Source organism: Glaciecola sp. MF2-115 (assembly GCF_047250385.1).
Lineage (GTDB): Bacteria > Pseudomonadota > Gammaproteobacteria > Enterobacterales > Alteromonadaceae > Glaciecola.
Map to the genome: position 1 here is coordinate 1 of NZ_JBLBVM010000041.1, position 17,317 is coordinate 17,317.

Sequence of the window (17,317 nt, forward strand, 5' to 3'; positions counted from 1 at the left end):
CATGGTTGAGGTATCCCAGAAAATAGCTGAACTTAATGAGTTGAAGTCCACCCTTGCGGAAATGGTTGAGGCCTGCAATGACAATAATAAGGTGAAAGAATGCGGAGTGTTGCAACTATTAGAGGATTAGTATTTCGGTAATATTGTGCACTTGGTAAATATAATACGACGTTGGGAGCTGATATTTATAATCACTAACACCAAGATAAAGTTTGGGATACAGTTTAGATCCCAACAAGGGAATATGCGCTTCAGTCAGCTTGGGCTAGGCAGTCATCCCATACGTCAATTTAATGATAGTATTTTCCACACATTGCATACCAAAAAATGTTTCACAAAGCGAAAATGGTGTCACCGAACCGAGTCCTATATTTTCGTTACGAAACCACAATGATGCACTATTTTCAGACCCGAAATAATTGACAGCAAGATTGAATAAATTATCAAGATTTATACACCTTTCAGAAAGATTTTTATCTAGGATATGTGTTTTTCCTGCGCTTTTCTTCTGTAACACGCGCGGAGAAACGCCCAAAATATTAGCCATTTCCTCTATACTGACTGAAAAACGTTTAGCAAGCACATCAACCTTAGCAACGTTCACACCGCGAAGTATTTGTTTTTGAGTTGTATTGAACATGATTTAGCCTCATATCAAACTTGTTTTTACCTTGGTCTGTAATATTTTAAATTAGAATTCGAAATAAGCCAAAAGTAGTAGCGTGCAAAAAGTGCCGAAAACTCAATATAGTATATATTTGAGCGCTGATATTTATACTTGCACTAATTACATGTCACGAACTTTTAAACGCTAGTGTGGTGCTTTAATTAAGGTGGTAGTTACAACGATACCAGCAAAGCACGATCACCTTAGGTCGATTGCCAATCATTAGGGAAACGTCTTCAGTAGACCGTCCCTGAGATAATCGTCTAATGGCTTTTCAAATAAATAATGAACAATACCTTCTTTTCCGACCCGCTCAGACTCTTCAATGAGGTCTTTAAAACTAACTGGCTCAGTGTCTTCTTCTTTTGTAGATCGGCCTAATAACATGAGAGCGCAAACTTCTACCCGCTTTTGAAATGTCATCCCTTTTAGCTTATTTAATAGATCCAGTTCCTCAAGAGTCGCTCTTTTAACACTCAAATTTGATTTAGTACCCGTGCTAATTGACCTTGAGTTCTTAGCTTTTTCTGCTAAATCGATAATATTATGAATATCTGGTTTGGTTAAACACTTAAAATCACTAAAGTTTATCATAAATTAAATATACGTCGTTACATGCAACATGTTCTACCCTATTGATTTTATTGTAAATTATAACTATTACATTTTTAATGTTATTTTCAATAAATTATTTCCTTTATTTCTGTTTAATACTTTATTTGGTCTATGATAAAAACAACTGGTATTGGTTGGGTTTTGATAGACCGAGCTGCTTCTTTTGCAGCTGTTGAGCAAAAGTTCTCTGAAAAGTTTCTGTGAGCCTAAAGACAACATAGACTATTAAAATTTCGAGCAAATTAGTATAAGTTTTTTACTCTTGAGAACCTGATGCATGATAGACCGTTTTGGGCAGTTAGCGGTCATAGTTGTTTTTACTAACGACTTCCATTATGAGCGAATTATAGTTATACGATTGAATAAAACGTGACTGGAACGTGATCTCTCAATAGGAGCCGTTGAGTTCTCTTTGTTAAAGTTCTTGACAAAGTCGGGAGCAATAACTACATTTGTAGTAACTAGCTACTACAAATGTAGTTATAAGGCGCTATACAATATGAAATTAAGTGAATTCGAATTGGATGTAATGCAATTTTTTTGGGATGAAGGATCTAGCTCAGCACCAGCTATACACAAATGGGTGAGCGAGGATAAAAAGGTTGCATACAACACCGTAAAGACGATTATTGATCGTCTTGAAAAAAAAGGAGCGATACATCGTGATCGGCTGGTTGGGCGTTCTATTATGTATTCCGCGAATATTAAAAAAGAAGATATATCTAAGAGGTTAATTCCAGATTTGGTAAGGCGATTTTTTCATGGGAATACAAGCCATTTGATGGCTCATTTAATTAACAGTGACAAATTGACTGAAGAGGACATTCTGGATTTAGAAAAATTTATCGCCGAACGAAAAAACGAGGCGCAGAAGTAGATATGGCAGATTACTTTGTAACAAATTTCATCCTGAGCTTTATCGCATTTTTGGTGTTAGTCTTATTGAAGAATTCACCTGCAAGAATACGTTTTTACGTAGCGCTTACGGCTTTAATAGCTTGGCTCATTCCTTGGCATCTAGTATCTACTATTACTATAGTGTCAGATGCAATTCGTCCTATTGATATAGACACGATTATTCCACTATTTTGGCTTGAAAATACCGGAGCATTGCAAACGGAAAGCAACCTCATATCCGTTGCGCAATCAGAAAATTCCGTAATAGATACCATTAAAAACGTCATACAAGCGCTAGTCGCGGATATCTCAGTTTTATTGTTTGTATTTGCTGCTGGTATGGTTTTGTTCATCAAAGATATCGTGAATTATCGCACTCAACTTCAGCTCTGGACGAAGCACTCCCACCAAGATAATAGTCTTTGGCATAACAATGCTTTAAAAAGCCATGGGGTGCCAATACGCTTATTAAATAATTGTGGTGTAGCTATGTCCACAGGCTTTACCAAGCCAATTGTCTGGCTCAATCCAAGCTATCAAAATGATGCGAAAACTAGGACGATCCTTACTCACGAGCTCAATCATATACTGCAAAATGATACAATGTGGATGTGGTGTCTTGCCTTCATGCAACGTCTGTTTTGGTGGAATCCCGTGGTGCGAACACTGTCGAAGGTTGCGAGAGAGCAAATAGAGCTCAGTTGCGATGAGAAATGCAATGAACAATTGGACGGAGACTATCCCCGTGATTTGGCCGAAATCTTTCTCACGGAAGTGAAATCATCCAATAATCATTTAGCAACGGTGACAATAAAAAATAGCAAAAATTTCAATATTAAAAGATTACAAACATTGAGCAAGGAGCATCAAATGAAATCTAAGTATCTAGTCGTTCTTTTCATTGCACTAGGCATGAGTAGCTTTGTTGCAGCTACAGTCAGTTATCAAGAAAACACACCGGCAAACAAAGCTATTAAAATAGATAGTGAACAAAATCATCGTGCAAAGAACGCTCTCTATCGTGACGATGAAATGTATAACGGACTAATCGACAAACTACTACTTGCAGCGCAGAACGCTAAAAGCGAAGAACCTGAAACAATAGACGGTGTTTTGCAAGCGTTGACTGAGTGGAACTTAACAAGGAAAACGCACCCAAATAATCAACTAGAGCGCTCGTTAGGAATCATGGGCTTTACCATTACTGCATATTTACTAGATAAACGAGGGCGTTTTGACGAGATCCCTAAGACCTATGATGATATATTTCCTGATCGGCCCATTGAAAAAGAACTATTTTTAAAACATCATGTGGCATTGGCTTATATTAAAATGGGCATGCCTGAGAAAGCGACAGACTTAATGGTTGATGTCGCCCAGCGGCAGCCAAAACCAAAAGATGGGACGCTACTTTTGATTGCGCATGCTCAATTAGCATCTGCAAATTATAGCGCCGTGATTGCTAATGTTGACAAAATACTTTCTGTTAGTGAAAACCAAAACGTTAAAATTGAAGCTTTAAATTTAAAGCGGGAAGCTTATATTCAACAAGCTGATAGTGAAAAGGTCACAGAAGTAAACGGCATTTTAAAAGATTCATATGGAATCGTTGGCGGGAAACCAGATTTACCAACGTTAGGAACTCCGGTTCTTCAGTATCTACCTGAAGTGTGAAGTTCTTAGGCCAGTTACGGTGCGTTATGACTATATGAAATATATCGATAGTAATGGCGTATGACCCGTTTTGCCGTATTGGAGCTCGTTATAATGTGGCAAAAAATACAATATGACGAGCTTACCTAATCAGGCAAAAAAGGGCAGTTTCCTGCCGTTGCTGATTTTGATAATCTTGTCATATTCAATCGGTTTTTCATAATTCAAAGGAACCTAGACGAACAACTTGTCCACTCAGAAAATATGTAACTTGGAGCTACCTAGCATTTTATTAAAGCGCTGTTCGACAATAGGGCCTTAATTGAAGGTAGATGTTTGAAAAGCTGCTGATTTATATATTATTAGATACTTCACTATATTTTGTCCTAGCGAAAATAAAAAACTTGCCACAACCTATTACATGTGTAATATTTAATGTATTACAATTGTAAGAGATATAATATGCAAGCGGAAATATCAGATACTGAATATGAAGTGATAAGCGTAATATGGGACGCTCATCCAGCTACCGCAAAAGACATTTTGGAGCGTTTGAACACGACCAAAGAGTTTCATCCTAAAACCGTCAATACTTTGCTAAACCGTTTGGTAAAAAAGCAAGCCATTTCATATCAGAAGGACGGCCGGGCATTCAAATACTCCCCTTTAATTGAAAAAGAAAATTATGTGAAGCGCAAATGCCAACACTTTTTGAGCAAAATGTTTGATGGAAAAGTTTCACCATTAGTCGCTAACTTCGCTTCTCATGACATCCTCAAAAAGGACGATATTGAAGATTTGAAGAAACTAATTCAAGAGTGGGAGGATAAAAATGACTAGCATGATTGCCCATAGTCTTTTTCCACTAACGATTTCGCTTATTGTTTTATTACTCTTGCGCAAATACTTGCTGTCGCGGATGGGGGCGCTTTTTTGCTACCAAATGTGGGCATTGGTGCCGCTGTTGCTTGGTGTCACGCTGTTGCCTATCAACAACATGTTTATTGCTGAAGTAAACACGAACAATCCCTTTTATCAAGTTACTTTACTTCCATCTGTGGTGCCTACGTTTGATGGTACAAATTGGTTTTTAATCGTATGGATTATTGGCGTGTCGATAGTGCTATCAATGATGATTGTATCACACTTGCTTTTTCACCTCCGCATAAGCCCGTCACTTTCACCTCTAAGATTAAAGCAAAGAGTTGATGAGACGGTTGAGAATGAGTTGCTTATTTTTAAAAGTGAAAAGGTAACAGGGCCAATGCTACTTGGTTTTATTAAACCAAAGCTCATTTTACCAGCAAACTTTGAATCAATTTATAACCCGTCTCAACAGGCACTCATCATCGCACATGAGCGTCATCACTACGCTCGCGGTGATATTTTTTGGAATCTATGCGCACTCGTTTTAACCAGTGTGTATTGGTTTCACCCACTCTCTTGGTTCGCGTTACGTAAATTTAAACAAGACCAAGAGCTTTCTTGTGACTATGCGGTTTTACTTGATAAAACCACCTTTGACAAACAACAGTACGCACATGCATTGGTTAATACATTTGAAAGACAGCCAGTGTTTGTAACGCACTTGACGTTTGGAAACCATGGAGCTAAAAATATGATACGCGAAAGAATAAACCAAATTAACGCCGCTAAACCTTACAAAAAATTCACCACGCTTGCATTATTTGTTGGATTTTTTACACTGATAAGTCTTTTATCTGCCTGCACAAAAAATCCGCCACAATTTGAAAGTTTAACAACTAATGAAAAATTCTTTATCGAGGCAGAAAGGGTGGAAGTGAACTCTCAAACAGGCATTAATCGTTATTTTGGAAATGTAATAATCCAAATACCAAATGGTCAAATGACAGAAATTCAGTCTAATTCACAAACTGTTGGTAACGGCTTAAATACTTTTGAAGGCGATGTGAAGGTAACTACATCTCACTTCGAGATATCTTTAAACACTATGTCGGTCAAAACTACCGCTGAATCAATACAACTTACTTCTTCTTATGCTGAATTAAAAACAATTGATTGAATGGTTAAGAGTATTAATGGATTGCTACAATTAATAGTAAACACCTTTGAGCGGCATATGTCCCCTTATGCCGTATTGGAGCCCGTTATAATGTGGCAAAAAATACAATATGACGAGCTTACCTAATCAGGCAAAAAAGGCATGAAGGTGACGGTCGGCATACAAATCAATATGATCTTTCATTGCCATACGTGCCTTTTCAGGATTACGTTGTTCTAGGGCAAGCAAAATACGTTTATGTTCGCTAATTGAGGGGTGAACACCTTCTTCGCGTATACGTTTTAAAAACGAGGTACTTAAGGTAGACTCATTTCGCAGTTGCCATAGCCAATCAACAACCGACGAAATGGCACTGTTTTGACAGGCGTTAGCAATAATAGAATGAAACTTTTGGTCGGCCTTTTCAAACGCATTAGGCTGCTTTTCTTCTTCTTATACTCTAATGGAAGGAGCGGTGCAAGAAGCAGACTACATGGCTTCGAACCCACAACCTTATAACGTAAATGGCGTTACTACGTACGTCAGCATTCTAAAAGACAGTAATGGAAATCTACAAGGTTACGGTATGGTCGCCTATAATAACCGTGACATATTTGCTACCGGAAAGACCCCAGAAATCGCCCGTCGCGCCTGTTTGAACAAACTTTTAAGTAATAAAACCGGCTCAGACCTAGCTCAATCAGGCGGTTCGCAATTTACAATACGGGCGAATATTAAACGTATAGCCATTATGTCGGACAGTATCTTATTTTTAGTCGACAGTGATGGCGCACTTCTAAATAAAGCCATTTTTAGTGTGCCGCGAGAAACTAATTTTGAAGCTCCACTCACAACTCCAAATGATACGGTAATCATAAAATACTCCCCAGTTAATACCTCGCCACAACCAGTGAGTTGTTTTGATAATTTAGGTATTGGTGAGGATTTGTGCTCGCGGCAGTAAGCATGAATAAAATCAAAGCATCCTTCTGAATCAATGTTGCATTCTCTACAGTTGTAGATTAACATGATCTCTACAGTTGTAGTGTAATCTCAACTACTTAAAAAATACCAACAATTCGGGCGACCAATGTTAAGCAAACCTATTTCACTTTCCGATTTTGAACTCGAACTCATGCAGATATTTTGGGAGCAAGGCACTCTAACAGCGCCAGAAATGCATAGATCAATAAAAACCAAGCGAGAAGTCTCCTACTCTACTGTTAAAACAATAATTGATCGTCTCGAAGTAAAGAATGCTATCAAACGCACAAAAATAGAGGGGAAAACAATATTCTATGACGCAATATTAGAAAAACAAAAAGCAAGATTACCGATGGTGAAGAATTTTATCGATCGTGTTTTTATGGGAAAGAGTCAGCCACTAGCTGCTCATATAATAAGTGAAACTGAACTCACTGAATCTGATATTGAATATCTAGAGAAAATACTTAAAGAGCGTAAGAAAGAGATAAAACGATGATTGAATATTTCACCATCAACGTTTGTATTTCAATGCTCGTTATAGCCATAGTGTATTCTGCGAAAGCTAGAGTTACTTTAAACTATATACTGAGCGCAATTGCTTTACTGTGTTGGATTGTCCCATTTTCGTTGATAAGCAACGCAATACCAAACACGATATCAAACTCAATATTATTATCTGCAACTCCAATGATAGTCTCCAATCAAGTGATGCAAGAAATTCACTTGGCGGAATTGCAGATTCCTTGGTTTTCAAACTTATTCTGGCTTTTCAGTGTTATTGGACTAGCAAATTTTTGTCGAATTATCTACCGCCATTATATTTTCACCAAAGCACTCCAAGGTCACAATTCAACAAGGTTCTTAAAACCAGAAAGTGAAAAACATGGTATCCCGGTGTTTAGAACCGATATACCTCAGGCTGGATTTTTACTTGGGGTGTTCTCACCCAAAGTCTTTGTCGCTCAATCACTCAGTGATGATGAGCTTTGTGAGTTAGTGATACAACATGAAAAATGTCACGCCAAAAATCACGACAATTTGAAGCTATTCGTTACTCGGTTTATCCAGTGTGTTTTTTGGTTCAATCCATTTGTGAGAAAACTAGCCGCAATTAATCAGCTATACATTGAAGCTAAATGTGATCGAAAAACTAGTGAAATTACAGGTGTTAACGAGTATTCAGCATTGTTCGCAAAACTTATGCTAAAAAACTCTTATCAACAGAGTCACCTTGTCAGCCCCGCTGTAACGACAGGAAACCAAAATATTCAACGATTACAACTCTTACAGGAAAAATCCGCTATGACTACAGTAAAAAGAACCTTAATTTCTTTGATATTAGCATTTGGTTTCGCCTTGGTCTCTGCCAGCGTGATTGCCATGTCACTAAACAGTAATTTGATGAGAGAAAGTACTCAAAAGGTTTCAGATAAAGCTAATGGAGAAATCGGTACCTTGGTTGAGGTAATTTATAATATTAGAACGGCATTATCCGAGGATACTGAGAATAATTTAAGTGGAAAATTAAGCTATTGGGCTAGTTTTGGAGAGACCTTTATCCATGACACTACGTTTGGGCACATTCTAAAAATAACCGTGGAGGACGAGGGTGAAATGGCACGTGTAACTGTCGTGTTAATAGAAGAAAATCAAGGTACTGAGTTAGCCGTTGCAAAGCCAACTTTGAACACAGGATTTGACCAATATTTTTATATAGAAATTGACAATAGGGAAGTCAGTGAGAGCGGTTACTCTATTAAATTGAAGCCGGTCAAAACCGAAAAGCCAATACCTCAACCATAAATATTCAGTTTGATGTTAAACGATACCGTAAACACTTGAGTATTAACGATATCGTTTGATTTACTGGTTAAAACTGCGTTTTTAGCTCCGCGTCTTATTTTTTAGGCGTTGAACCCTACTTCCTAACAAAGCTAAGAACCCAAGTAACAACAAGGTACTTCTCCCATGCACTGGTACCTGATTAACCATAGCGGGTGTTACTAAAGTATCTATGGGGCTATTGATATAGTCGGGAAAACCATCAGCGTCTACCGGGAATACATCAACAAACGGCTCTCCTGATGGACTGCCCATGCCAACGTAGTCAAAATTTACGATTAAGTTGACTTTCCTCTGGCCTAAACCTAAAACAGAGCCGAGCGCCAATAAATCGATATAGCCATCCTCATCCGCAAAAAAATGAAGGATTTTACACCTACAAAGCTATTGATAATAACTTCTTATGAGGACTTCATAGCGATAGCGGGATGCCGTCATTAAATAAACTATCTATACTTTATTATCTTCAATACCTTACCAACTTTTTGATAATAATTGCCACCACTTTTTCTGCGGTTACTATTACGGCATAGTAATAACGGCGGCCAAAACCGTCGTAAACATGAGGGTTAGTTGACCTAAGCGCTGATTTTTAATCGTATTGAAATTAGATTACTGAAAAGTGTATCTCAAATAATGTCCTCTTTTCTGCTTAAGTGGCTTATTTTGATGTTGTAGGGTTTTCAAAACTCCAACGTGTTAAGTTTTTTCCAGAGCCCTCCAATAAAATTCGGCGACTGTCTGCAATTGCCGTGCAAGCGACGGTCAGCCAAAATGGCTAAATGGGGCTTTATGGTAACAACACTTAAAAAACTAATGTGATCGCTAATCGAGGGCATTGCAGTTATTTCACACTCAAACTCAACTTCAGGTAACTGCCTGTTTGAGCGGATAGAGTTTGACAACTGTATCGGTCGATGAATCCTCACTTGGTAAACAAATAGTGTTTACTCATAGTCATCACCTTTTGCTAACTATTGTTTGATTACCACTAGTAAACACTTAATGACTACTAAGTCGGAAGAAGATCATCGATGATATCAGACTTCAAGAAAATGAATCCTTCAACATCCGCAGCAGCTACTGGTAAAGCCACTTCAAAGGAGCAATTCAAATGGGACACTCGTATATTAAAGTGACGAATGAATCCGGAGAATATGTTCAATAGATAATTGATGGAAAATAGTAAGTAGTCACTTGGAAAATGCGGAAACAAAAATGGTGCACTAAAGCGCACCATTTCAAAAAGTAGTCACAATCTTAATAACAGATCGACACCTAATAATACCTAAAAAAGGGCCTTTCGGCCCTTCTCATAAAATTCGTGGCAATATTTCCCAAACTTTAATGTTGCATTCCCAAACTTTAATGGCATTCCCAAACTTTGTGAACTGTTCCCAAACTATAATGTTACCAGTCAACTACTCAGCAAAATCCCTATAACTATCCAAATCCGGACAAGAACATATTAAATTCCTATCACCATACACGTCATCGATACGATTCACTGTTGGCCAGAATTTGTCTTTAGCGACAGCATCAACCGGATAAGCGGCTAATTGACGGTCGTAGCTTCTGTTCCAGTTGCTATCACACATATCAGCTAGTGTATGTGGTGCGTTGTGTAATGGATTATCCGTTGGGTCCCATTCACCTGATTCTACTTTTGCAATTTCGTGGCGAATGCTCACCATTGCTTCGATGAATCGGTCTAGCTCAGCTTTTGCTTCAGATTCTGTTGGTTCAATCATCAGCGTGCCCGCTACTGGGAAGCTCATTGTTGGCGCATGGAAACCGTAATCGTTAAGACGTTTGGCTACATCCATTTCTGTCACACCCGATGATTCTTTTAATGGACGTAGGTCGATAATACACTCATGTGCAACGCGGCCGTTATTTCCTTTATAAAGAACTGGGTAGTGACCTTCTAACTTTTTAGCAATGTAGTTGGCGTTAAGCATCGCGACTTCCGTAGCTTTCTTCAAGCCTTCGCTACCCATCATCTTGATGTACATATAACTAATTGGAAGAATAGATGCACTGCCCCATGGCGCTGCTGAAACCGCACCGTTAGTACCTAGGTTTTCACCCGTTCCACCGGCTTCCAAGCCAATAACTGAATGGCTTGGCAAGAAAGGGGCTAAATGTGATTTCACACCTATTGGACCCATGCCTGGGCCACCGCCGCCGTGTGGAATACAAAATGTTTTATGTAAGTTTAAGTGAGAAACATCAGAGCCAATTAAGCCTGGAGACGTTACGCCCACTTGAGCGTTCATGTTCGCGCCATCCATATAAACCTGACCACCATAATTGTGAACAATGTCACAAATTTCTTTGATGGTTTCTTCATATACACCGTGAGTGGACGGGTATGTGATCATGGCGCAGCTTAAGTTATCTTTCACTTCTTCTGCTTTTGCACGAAGGTCAGCAAGATCGACGTTACCTTTCGCATCACAGTTAACCACGACTACTTTTAAGCTCAACATCTGAGCTGAAGCTGGGTTAGTTCCGTGAGCAGACTGCGGGATCAAGCATACGTTTCTGTGGCTTTCACCGCGGCTTGCATGATAACGAGAAATAGCGAGTAAGCCAGCATATTCACCTTGTGCACCAGAGTTTGGTTGCATTGAAAGCGAGTCGTAACCTGTAATATTTATCAACCATTCACTCAGCTCATCAATCATATGCTTGTAACCAAGTGCTTGGTTAACTGGCGCGAATGGGTGCAGTTGACCAAACTCAGGCCATGTTACCGGGATCATTTCCGCAACAGCGTTCAACTTCATTGTGCAAGAGCCCAAAGAAATCATGCTGTGGTTTAGTGCTAAATCTTTATTCTCAAGTGATTTTATATAACGCAACATCTCAGTTTCTGAATGATAGCTGTTAAATACTTGGTGCGTTAAGAATGCGCTTGTACGAACCAAGTCTTGAGGGATAGAACTTGAACCGTTTTCGATAATTTGCTGATCTAAAGCTTCAAGATCCAAACCGTGACCTTCGCCACAGAAGACTTCGAACAAATCTAGGATGTCTTGACGAGTGGTCGTTTCATCTAAACTGACTCCCACACTGCCTTCAAGATCGGCTCTTAAGTTCATGCCTTTGGCGAGAGCCTTTTCTAATACTGTTTCTTTATCTTGCACTTTTACAGTCAGTGTATCGAACCAAGTGTCATGTGCTAATTCAATACCCTTACTTACCAAGCCAGCACCTAAGATATCAGCAAAACGATGCATGCGATTTGCAATGGTCGTTAGGCCAACTGGACCGTGGTATACCGCGTAGAACGAGGCCATGTTCGCAAGAAGTACTTGAGCCGTACAAATATTCGAGTTCGCTTTTTCGCGGCGGATATGTTGCTCACGCGTTTGTAATGCCATGCGCAATGCTGGACGACCGCGGGTGTCTTTTGAAACACCAATAATACGACCTGGCAAAGAACGTTTGTATTCGTCTCGTGTTGCGAAGAATGCAGCATGTGGACCACCGTATCCCATTGGCACACCAAAACGTTGAGCACTGCCTAGAACAACGTCGGCACCAAGCTCACCTGGAGGTGTTAACATGGTTAATGCCATCAGATCAGATGCAACCGCAACAATACCTTTATTGGCTTGCACGTCAGCTATCACTTTCGAGATATTTTTAATCTCACCTGTCGAGCTTGGGTATTGTAACAATGCACCGAAGACGTCATGTTGAGCAGCTTCGAAAGCGTCGCCTACGATGACTTCAAACCCAAACATTTCTGCGCGTGTTTCAACTACGTCGAGTGTTTGCGGGTGAACACCGTTTGATACGAAAAAGCTATTTGATTTTTTATTTTTAGAAACACGTTTTGCCAAACCCATTGCTTCAGCTGCAGCGGTTGCTTCATCAAGCAAAGATGCCGATGCCAAAGGCAGGCCTGTTAAGTCAATGGTGACTTGTTGGAAATTCAAGATGGCCTGCAAACGACCCTGCGCAATCTCTGGCTGATAAGGAGTATACGCTGTATACCAACCTGGATTTTCAAGCACATTTCGTAAAATCACGTTAGGAGTGTGAGTATTGCTATAGCCCATGCCGATGAACGAACGATTGATCACGTTCTTCTTCGAAACAGCCTTGAGCTCTGCTAAAGCGTTAACCTCTGTTTTCGCTTCACCAATTGATAATGGCTCAGGTAAACGAATACCAGCAGGAACAGTTTGCTTCATCAAATCGTCAAGTGAATCAGCACCAACAAAGGTCAGCATCTCTTCCATCTCACCCTTGCCTGGACCAATATGGCGGCGGATAAAATCGTTTGGTTGTTCAAGTTCCAACAACGAAGCGGGTGTATTTGAATTATTCATAAACAAGCGACCTAAAAACAAAAATTTAAAAATAAGAAAGCCGAACTTCTCACAATGTCATTAAACAAAGTGTGGAAGCTCGGTTTGAGCATGAAAAGCTGTGGCTATTAGCTTGAAAGTGAGTTACTTCAACTCACATCACAAATAGCCTGAAGCGAATATTAATCTTCGTCGATTGAAGCGCCGTATGCTTCAGCGTCCATCAATCCTTCAACTTCAGCTGGATCTTCAGCTTTGACTTTAAACAACCAACCGTCGCCAAAAGCATCAGAGTTGATTAGCTCAGGTGAGTCTTCTAGCTGTTCGTTAACTTCAATCACTTCACCCGTAAGTGGCGCGTAGATATCTGACGCTGCTTTTACAGATTCTGCAACAGCACAGTCATCACCAGTGATAACTGCATCGCCAACGTCTGGTAAATCAACAAACACCATATCGCCAAGCAAATCTTGTGCGTGCTCAGTGATGCCTACAGTAAAGATACCGTCACCTTCTGAACGAACCCACTCGTGAGTGCTAACATAACGTAAATCTGTTGGTATATTGCTCATAATCTTTCCTAACTGTTGTTAAATAATTAATGTCTGTTCTTGGCTGTGCCATATTGAGCACGTTTCAATGAACGATCAATAGTTTTTTAAAAGAACTGCCAGCTAAAAAACTGGCAGTCTATAGATATTGCTTATAAAACGCTTTTACCGTTACGAACAAAGCCAGCTTTTACGACATTCACTGTCACTAACTTTTTACGCATTTCAACTTCAACGGTACTTCCAATTTCAGTGCCTGCAGGAACACGAGCCATCGCTACACTGTAACCTAGCGTTGGCGAGAACGTACCTGAAGTAATAACACCTTCACCATTCGAAGTAATTACTTTAAGACCTGCACGAAGTACGCCTTTTTCAGTCATTACCAAGCCTACTAACTTGTCATGGCCCGCAGCTTTTTGCGCTTCTAATGCTTTGCGACCCACGAAATCACGATCAGCAGGTTCCCAAGTAACAGTCCAAGCCATGTTTGCCGCTAAAGGAGAAACAGTTTCATCCATATCTTGGCCATACAAGTTCATACCTGCTTCCAAGCGCAAAGTATCACGAGCACCCAAACCACAAGGAACAACGCCTGCCGCTAATAATCTGTCCCAAAATTCTTCAGCGCGTGCAACAGGGACCATAATTTCATAGCCTGCCTCACCCGTATAGCCTGTAGTAGCAATGAATAAATCTTCCGCCTGCACGCCAAAGAACGGCTTCATACCCGCGACCGCTTCTTTTTGAGCTGCAGAGAATAAGCTTTGCGCTTTCGCTTGAGCATTTGGCCCTTGCACCGCAATCATAGCGAATTCATCACGCTCATTAATAGAAACATCAAAGCCATCAGCGATTTTATTCAACCAATTTAAATCTTTTTCTTTAGTCGCAGAATTTACCACTAAACGATAGTTAGTTGACTCGAAGTGATACACGATAAGATCATCAACAACACCGCCCTCTTCATTCAGCATGCCGCTATAAAGAGCTTTACCTTTAACCTGAAGTTTCTCAACGTCATTTGCTAACAAGTAACGTAAATATTCTTTCGCTTGAGGACCGACAACATCAACAATTGTCATGTGAGATACATCGAACATACCAGCATCTTGACGAACAGCATTATGCTCTTCAATTTGTGAACCATAATTGATTGGCATATCCCAACCAAAAAAATCAACCATTTTTGCGCCAGCTTTGATGTGAGCGCCATGAAGTGCCGTTGTATTCATTTGCAGTATCTCTAATTAAAAAACAATGAGCAAAGTATAGAAATGCAATAGCAGAATATCCAATTAAAAGTCCTAATGGATACATTTGTTTTTTAAATGTATTATAGCGAATGCATTTGAACTGCTGATAATAAAAATTTAAACAAATAAATAATTTCGAAGAAACGAAACCAAACGCCAGCGCACAAAACTAGAACCCCAAGTGCTGGCTTTGAGGGCTAAAAAGTGTCAATCGGCAGGACGCCGATTGCCAAGCGCCACACGGACGTGCTCGCAGCGCCTTTTTAGCCCTCAAAGCCAGCACTTGGGGTTCGGAATAGATGCACTAAACGAGTTTAAAAAAGGTGACGAGATTTCGGAAAAGAACAACATGAGAAGCAAATGAAACAGTTATCACTAGACAACCTGCGCACCTTCGTCAGCATCATCGAACTTGGCGGTTATAGCAAAGCTGGCGAATTGCTCGGTCGATCGCAACCCGCAATCAGCCTGCAAATTAAAAAGCTAGAGGGACAACTCGGAAAGAAACTCTTCGATAAAGTCGGACAGCGCTACCAAGCCAACGCCGATGGCCAATGGCTTTACGACCAAGCAAAGCAAATGCTTGCGATTAATGACGACGTATTTCGTCGTTTAGAAGATGGGCAACTACGAGGTCGCCTAAGGCTTGGCATTCCAGGAGAATTTGCCACCAGACTATTACCGAGTATTGTTGGCGAATTTAGCGTTCGCTACCCTGATGTATCCCTTGACGTTACCTCAGCGCTGAGTCGACATTTGCTAAACGCCAACAACAGAAAAGACTTCGACCTAATTTTGGCCCTCGTAAACCCAGAAGAACCAATGGAAGGCGAATTGCTCATTGAGGATGATTTAGTTTGGGTCGGCGATGCAAAACAAGCGCTTAACTCCAGCAACTTGTCACTCGTGCTTGCGCCAGATGGCTGCGTATATCGTTCACGCGTTATTCAGCAGTTAAAGCAACAAACCAATGCATGGAAAATCAGCTATACCAATGCCGATTTATATGGACTTATCGCCGCAATCAAACAAGGTCTTGGTGTTACGGTATTAGCAAAAAGTAGCGTACCGCCAGAGCTCGAGATTCTCAAAAACAAACGATTGCCGCCGTTAGGTAAAATTAAAATTTGCTTGTTTAACCAAGATACACAGCATCCCCAAGTTAGCAAAACCTTGTCAGACTATATTCGGTCAAGAATTACCTAAAAGGGATAAATGAAGGAGATATGAAACAAGCTACATCTAACCTTCTTTCTATGTTTACAAACTACAACTGTAAATCTCGCAATTTAAGGATTTGTTGGTTCAACACATCACCATTGCGATCTTTAGCTGTTAAAACAATATTTGAATCAAGCGTATTGTCAGCCCAATTTACAATTATTTCACCAAAATTAGTGTCACGCACAACGGCACCTTGTCTGAAGCTATTATCTTCATTTACCACAGAAAAATTGCGAGTGATATCACTAGAAGTGAAGTCCCAAATTGGGTAAGGCACACTATGCCCAAGTTGACCTTCATCTTTTGAAATTTCCATTAGATGACGATCACCGCTGATAAATACGATGCCATTCGCTTTTTTATCTGAGATTAGTTGATACATGCGATCACGTTCATGCGGGAACAATCCCCAACCTTCCCATGAATGTTCGTATGCAACGATTTGAATGCTGGTCACAATAAAGCGTACATCTGCAGGTTTTTCTAGCTCTTGCGCCAACCATTGCCATTGCTTTTCACCCAGTATCGTAGAGCTTGTATCTTGGTTTACCAAATACGGTCCTTTGTTTTGGGGCCTTCCTGCAGGATTTTTCACTAACTCGTCTCGATGGTAACGTGTATCAAGCATGATCACTTGAACTTTACGTCCCGCGTCCTCAACGATTCGAGAATGGTAAATGCCTTCTTGCTGGCGAATTGGGTCATCTTTTGCAAACTCAAAGAAATCTAAAAAAGCTTCTTGGCTTTCTTTCTTTAATACGAATTCTTTTCCACCATCATTCTTCCCATAATCATGATCATCCCAAGTGCCTAACATCATCGGAACTTGGGCTCTGAATGCCGCGAACTCAGGAATGCTATTGGCCTCTGCATATGCAGCCTCAAAGCGAGCCTTTGAATTAACAGGTTGCATTCTTCTTTTACCATCAACCTCATACACGTCAGCATAAACATTGTCGCCAATATACAAAAACACCTCAGGATTAACTTTAGCAATTTCGTTCCATATAGGCTGAGGCTGATCTTGGCGAGCACACGAGGCAAAAGCAAGGGTGAAAACCTCGTCTCTTAATGCTGTTTCATGGACGTGTTTTGTTGCACAGCCGTTTATTGAAAGTAGAGAAAATAAGCTGAAGATTATTAAAAAATATCTGCTATTGAGAAGCATGTAAACATCCTTGTTAATATGTAACTGTAGAGGAAAATGAAATAAATTTGTTAAAAACGAAATTATTTTTGCACAAGAGAAACGCAAAAATTGCTAGCAACGAACCTAA

The 17,317-nt window shown here is 40.0% G+C and carries 15 protein-coding genes and 1 pseudogene; 8 read left to right on the forward strand and 8 right to left on the reverse strand.

All coding sequences use genetic code 11. From position 1 onward, the window contains the following. Positions 1 to 265: 265 nt before the first annotated feature. The gene (locus ACKLNX_RS04130; protein ID WP_412971328.1) at positions 266 to 640 is read right to left on the reverse strand and encodes an antitoxin Xre/MbcA/ParS toxin-binding domain-containing protein; all 375 of its coding nucleotides are present in this window, start codon (positions 638 to 640) and stop codon (positions 266 to 268) included. 249 nt (positions 641 to 889) lie between these two features. Continuing rightward, entirely contained in the window at positions 890 to 1,261 is a 372-nt protein-coding gene (locus ACKLNX_RS04135) for a DUF3775 domain-containing protein (RefSeq protein WP_412971329.1), read from the reverse strand. Between the two features lie 520 nt (positions 1,262 to 1,781). On the opposite strand from ACKLNX_RS04135, the gene ACKLNX_RS04140 reads away from it, so the two are divergent. The 4 genes from ACKLNX_RS04140 (at position 1,782) to ACKLNX_RS04155 (ending at position 5,876) form a co-directional block, all read left to right on the forward strand. Beyond that, the gene (locus tag ACKLNX_RS04140) at positions 1,782 to 2,159 is read left to right on the forward strand and encodes a BlaI/MecI/CopY family transcriptional regulator (RefSeq protein ID WP_412971330.1); all 378 of its coding nucleotides are present in this window, start codon (positions 1,782 to 1,784) and stop codon (positions 2,157 to 2,159) included. A 2-nt stretch (positions 2,160 to 2,161) separates the two neighbouring features. Continuing rightward, complete coding sequence (locus ACKLNX_RS04145) at positions 2,162 to 3,853, forward strand: M56 family metallopeptidase (protein ID WP_412971331.1); 1,692 nt, start codon at positions 2,162 to 2,164, stop codon at positions 3,851 to 3,853. 441 nt (positions 3,854 to 4,294) lie between these two features. Beyond that, entirely contained in the window at positions 4,295 to 4,672 is a 378-nt protein-coding gene (locus tag ACKLNX_RS04150) for a BlaI/MecI/CopY family transcriptional regulator (RefSeq protein ID WP_412971332.1), read from the forward strand. After that, positions 4,665 to 5,876, forward strand: coding sequence for a M56 family metallopeptidase (locus ACKLNX_RS04155; protein ID WP_412971333.1), 1,212 nt, complete (start codon positions 4,665 to 4,667; stop codon positions 5,874 to 5,876). The genes ACKLNX_RS04150 and ACKLNX_RS04155 overlap by 8 nt, the downstream gene beginning before the upstream one ends. A gap of 126 nt (positions 5,877 to 6,002) precedes the next feature. Here ACKLNX_RS04155 and ACKLNX_RS04160 read toward each other — a convergent pair. Then, positions 6,003 to 6,290 (reverse strand): annotated as a pseudogene (locus ACKLNX_RS04160) (FadR/GntR family transcriptional regulator); the annotation flags it as partial. Between the two features lie 58 nt (positions 6,291 to 6,348). Here ACKLNX_RS04160 and ACKLNX_RS04165 point away from each other — a divergent pair. From ACKLNX_RS04165 to ACKLNX_RS04175, 3 genes are all read left to right on the forward strand, one after another. Beyond that, entirely contained in the window at positions 6,349 to 6,819 is a 471-nt protein-coding gene (locus ACKLNX_RS04165; RefSeq protein WP_412971334.1) for a hypothetical protein, read from the forward strand. A gap of 126 nt (positions 6,820 to 6,945) precedes the next feature. Continuing rightward, positions 6,946 to 7,338: a BlaI/MecI/CopY family transcriptional regulator gene (locus tag ACKLNX_RS04170; protein WP_412971335.1), complete on the forward strand. Its 393-nt coding sequence runs from the start codon at positions 6,946 to 6,948 to the stop codon at positions 7,336 to 7,338. Next, on the forward strand, positions 7,335 to 8,645 hold the full coding sequence (locus ACKLNX_RS04175) for a M56 family metallopeptidase (RefSeq protein WP_412971336.1): 1,311 nt from the start codon (positions 7,335 to 7,337) through the stop codon (positions 8,643 to 8,645). Before ACKLNX_RS04170 ends, ACKLNX_RS04175 begins: the two co-directional genes overlap by 4 nt. 81 nt (positions 8,646 to 8,726) lie before the next feature. Here the strand turns inward: ACKLNX_RS04175 and ACKLNX_RS04180 are convergent, their stop codons facing one another. The 4 genes from ACKLNX_RS04180 to gcvT form a co-directional block, all read right to left on the reverse strand. After that, a complete protein-coding gene (locus ACKLNX_RS04180) occupies positions 8,727 to 9,011 on the reverse strand; it encodes a hypothetical protein (RefSeq protein ID WP_412971337.1) in 285 nt (94 codons plus the stop codon). Positions 9,012 to 10,105: 1,094 nt separating this feature from the next. Further along, positions 10,106 to 13,030 carry an aminomethyl-transferring glycine dehydrogenase gene (gene gcvP / locus ACKLNX_RS04185; protein ID WP_412971338.1) on the reverse strand — a complete coding sequence of 975 codons (2,925 nt, stop codon included), beginning with the start codon at positions 13,028 to 13,030 and terminating at the stop codon, positions 10,106 to 10,108. 161 nt (positions 13,031 to 13,191) lie between these two features. Next, positions 13,192 to 13,581, reverse strand: coding sequence for a glycine cleavage system protein GcvH (gene gcvH, locus ACKLNX_RS04190; RefSeq protein ID WP_412971339.1), 390 nt, complete (start codon positions 13,579 to 13,581; stop codon positions 13,192 to 13,194). A 131-nt stretch (positions 13,582 to 13,712) separates the two neighbouring features. Then, positions 13,713 to 14,795: a glycine cleavage system aminomethyltransferase GcvT gene (gene gcvT, locus ACKLNX_RS04195; RefSeq protein ID WP_412971340.1), complete on the reverse strand. Its 1,083-nt coding sequence runs from the start codon at positions 14,793 to 14,795 to the stop codon at positions 13,713 to 13,715. Positions 14,796 to 15,176: 381 nt separating this feature from the next. On the opposite strand from gcvT, the gene ACKLNX_RS04200 reads away from it, so the two are divergent. After that, positions 15,177 to 16,022 (forward strand): LysR family transcriptional regulator, encoded by an 846-nt coding sequence (locus tag ACKLNX_RS04200; RefSeq protein ID WP_412971341.1) that lies wholly within the window; start codon positions 15,177 to 15,179, stop codon positions 16,020 to 16,022. Positions 16,023 to 16,083: 61 nt separating this feature from the next. Here the strand turns inward: ACKLNX_RS04200 and ACKLNX_RS04205 are convergent, their stop codons facing one another. Beyond that, positions 16,084 to 17,208: an alkaline phosphatase D family protein gene (locus ACKLNX_RS04205; RefSeq protein ID WP_411693071.1), complete on the reverse strand. Its 1,125-nt coding sequence runs from the start codon at positions 17,206 to 17,208 to the stop codon at positions 16,084 to 16,086. Between the last annotated feature and the right edge of the window lie 109 nt (positions 17,209 to 17,317).